Here is a 3380-nt window from a genome sequence, read left to right as displayed (position 1 = left end):
ATGACCCGCGTGCGTGATGACATCACGATCGTCACCAACGACAAGGACCGTCTGCTCAGTCAGATCGAGCGCAACCCGGGCGACAAGACCAGCGCGCTTGAGACCCTTGGCGAGAAGCAGGTCGATGAAGGCAAGGGGAAGGGCACTTCCGCTGAATTCAGCCCGAAGATCCCCGAACACTTGCGCAGCGGTGGCGATAGCCTCTCGCCGCTTCCCAACGTGGCCAGGGACAGTCTGCGGTCAGTGCCGCAGATCGACCTGCCCGAACGCAGCATCGAACGCAGCCGATAGGAGAAGAGCCATGCCACCACGGGATCCAGCGATGTCCGGTGCGGAACCAGGTTCCGGCAGTGAGCCAATGGTTCTCACGCCTCATCCGATAGCGGATGGCTTCACAACGGCGACAGGGGTTGGTGCTGCAGGCGCCGTCGAGCCGGTTGCGGCCCAGCCTAGCCCTTTCCCGGGACCGGAATGGGTGGCGCTCGGTTTGGCCATTCTGGCCTCGGTAGTGGCGGGTTCTCTGCTCGCTGCATGCACAACAGCCTTCCGGAGACTAGCGCAACTGCGCCCTTCACGGCTCAGGACTCGCCATTCGGCGATTGCCCGATCCGCCGATGCCCGGAGACAATCGGCATGATCCTGCGCAACCAATATTCCAGACCGTCAATCACCACCTCAAGGAGAGCATGAAATGGCATTCGATTACGAAGATGCAGGAACCTTCGGCAGCGAGCGCGAGGCAAAGGACTGGGCGCAGCGCAATAGAATTGATCTGCGCGATCTCCACATCCGCAATGCCGGCGGTCAGCGGGTCGAGGTGGGTATTCGCAAGAGCGCCTACGACCAGCGCGAAGACTATGACAACCGCCACGGGCAGAGGCAGGACGGCTTCTGGCGGTAAAGTCCGCTGTGGTGTGGCAGGCTGAGCCCCGTGAGCCATCGGATCAATTGCGGAGCGATATGATCCCCGAACAGATCAGAAAGCCGATCCTTTGGCTCAATCCGTGATCCATTGGCGGACAAACTCGGGGTTTGAAAACCCACTCACAGTGAAAATGAGACGTACATGATCGTTGTTTAATCGTCTGAATGGCTCATTATTGAGGCAGGAGGACGTTATGAGCACTATCAACCCAGATAAACTGATCTTACTGCGTAAGAAAGCTGGACTGACCGCCGAGGCGTTGGCCGTTGCGGCTCACGTCGGCCGCGCTACCATCACCCGAATTGAAAACGGGAAAGCAGGCGCAACCCGGCCTGAAACAGCTAAGCGACTGGCGAATACCTTGAAATGCCAGCCTGTGGACCTTTTTACACCGCCCGAGCCTGATCAGGCGCGAAGCCTGTTCAATGACCGTGTGCCCCTTGACCTCAGCATCTCGAGCGCGGCGCAGAATGCGTTGGAGCTTGTCGCCATGCGCTATAACGAGACCCGCGAAACGATCCTCGAACTGGCGCCTCTGCTGTTCGACCTTGTCGCGCGGGAAAGCTTGCTCGAACGTGGCAATCGGCTCGCAGAACTCAGCGCCCGGCGTGACGCCGTTGGTGAAATGGATCGTCATTTCTCACATCTTGGCGGCAGGTTCCTGCACGACTGGCAGGCGGAAGAAGTAGAGGTCCAAGAGGAGCTCTCGATCAGAAAGCGAGATCTTCGCGCCTCATATGTGCTCGAGAACACCAAGATCGAGGATGCCTTCGTCCCGCTGGATTATGACGAAGAATGCGACAATCCCTTCGTAGACCATCTCAAGCAGCGCATTGAAAAGGTACGTCAGGATGACGACGACGCCCCTTCGCTGGACGTGTGGCCGGTGTGGCGCAGCCCGAGTTACGACGTTGGAAGTGCGGAGGCATTGACCGTAGCCCAAGGTGACGAGGAACTGGCACGGGCAATCCTGACAGGTGCCGTCCAGCTCGCTCGGCTACCGAAGAACCTGCGTGGTGCCGATGCCGCAGAGGCGAGGCTAGCTTGGATGCGTCAGCAAAAGCACAGCACGACGAAAAGCTCCAGGAGCTCCTTGGTGATCTCCTTATCGGTGTGACCGGGTAAGGGGGCGCAATGAACAGGAATCCATTTGGCGCGGGCTCTCTTATCGGTCGCGGCGCGGCTCAGCCGACCCGGCACGGTCAAAGGCGACAGGTTGATCGATGTGTCCCGCAGTTCATCATCGATGCGCTGATCGACTTTGGTGAGGAGCGGTTTCTCGGAGGCGAGTGCAGGTCATACAGCTACACCAAAGCCACGTGGAAGAGGTACGCCCAATACATGGGGCCCGCGATCGCGGGGCATGAGCGGTTCCGGAATGTCTACCTCGTCGTTGCAGAGAACAATTCAATCATCACTGTAGCGTGGCGGCATTGATCGTATTGGAATGACTGACAATTGCGATTGGAGTATGCTATCAAGGTCTCTGGGTAACTCAGCACTGCGCATAGCAGTCTTTCGGCGAAATCGGGCTCCGGTGAACGTCATGCCTATGGCAGGATTAGGTGCGAGACACAGAGCAAGCCTCTGCTTAAATACAGAAAAACTACAAATTGATAACATACATTATGTTAAATTCAGCGTCGGAACTCCCCCTGTCAACTGTGTCCATTGTGATTGCGCGACGGCTTCTGTCACGGCTGTTTCATGAATTAGATTTGCCGCGCCCGATAGTCGCCACGACTTAAGCGCAAAGCGCGCGCGGTTGCGCGGTTGGTAGCCTCAAGATCAAAGCGCTCCGGGTCAAACTTGCGTCCGGCCCAGCGCCGATTGTCAGCGTGCTCCTCATGGTCAGGATCGCGCCACGCCTCAAGGAACGTCTCATAGCCGATGTCTCCGCCTACATCTTCCGGCGGGCAGCTGCGAGCTCCGCCAATGCAGCGCGGATACTTTACGCCTTCCGCTCGCGGCATTGGCGTCAGGATCAGCCGGTGCTGCCAGTTATCGCCGAAGTCGTACTGGTACAGTATCTCGAGCTGGGCATCGGGTCCGTAGGGAAACCGCAGGTCGCGAAGGTGCACATCGGTCGCTTCGATCACCCGCGGGCCATAGGCATCCTCCTCGAGGTATTCGGGAGCGCCGACAACCAGCCCGCCGACGATGAACTGGTGCAAGTGGCTGTCGGTCCACCCAACGGCCGCCTGGAGCACCTCATGGAGTTGTGCGAAATTGAGGTCGCGCGGCAATTCCAGGGTGCGGCTGATAACCGGCTCGATCCCGAGGATCTGGACTTCGAGCCGGATGATAAAGTCGTAGGGATCAAAGCGTTTTGCCATGCTGCAATGATGCCGCCACATCGCGCCGCCCGCAAGTTCGACGGCACGAGCAGCACCGGTGAAAAGCTCTGCGCTGACCTTAGCGCAGAAGCTCGCTGACCAGCGACGGCCTGCGGGCG

At 58.8% G+C, this 3380-nt stretch carries 4 protein-coding genes; 3 read left to right on the top strand and 1 reads right to left on the bottom strand.

Annotation, left to right across the window (positions count from 1 at the left end; all coding sequences use genetic code 11):
• The 3 genes from K5Q19_RS10065 to K5Q19_RS10055 form a co-directional block, all read left to right on the top strand.
• A partial coding sequence (locus K5Q19_RS10065; RefSeq protein ID WP_292944356.1) for a hypothetical protein occupies positions 1 to 291 on the top strand: 291 nt, incomplete at its 5' end.
• 400 nt (positions 292 to 691) lie between these two features.
• Positions 692 to 901, top strand: coding sequence for a hypothetical protein (locus K5Q19_RS10060; protein ID WP_292944353.1), 210 nt, complete (start codon positions 692 to 694; stop codon positions 899 to 901).
• 217 nt (positions 902 to 1118) lie between these two features.
• Positions 1119 to 2042 carry a helix-turn-helix transcriptional regulator gene (locus K5Q19_RS10055; protein WP_292944351.1) on the top strand — a complete coding sequence of 308 codons (924 nt, stop codon included), beginning with the start codon at positions 1119 to 1121 and terminating at the stop codon, positions 2040 to 2042.
• A 595-nt stretch (positions 2043 to 2637) separates the two neighbouring features.
• Here the strand turns inward: K5Q19_RS10055 and K5Q19_RS10050 are convergent.
• Positions 2638 to 3380: plasmid pRiA4b ORF-3 family protein (locus tag K5Q19_RS10050; protein ID WP_292944349.1), on the bottom strand; the 743-nt coding region annotated here is incomplete at its 5' end.

This window comes from Novosphingobium sp. (genome assembly GCF_019748365.1).
Lineage (GTDB): Bacteria > Pseudomonadota > Alphaproteobacteria > Sphingomonadales > Sphingomonadaceae > Novosphingobium.
This window is presented reverse-complemented; position numbering and strand designations above follow the sequence as displayed.

Coding starts and splice junctions, on each gene's coding strand:
- K5Q19_RS10060 (WP_292944353.1), top strand. CDS start 692: ATGGCATTCGATTACGAAGATGCAGGAACCTTCGGCAGCGAGCGCGAG.
- K5Q19_RS10055 (WP_292944351.1), top strand. CDS start 1,119: ATGAGCACTATCAACCCAGATAAACTGATCTTACTGCGTAAGAAAGCT.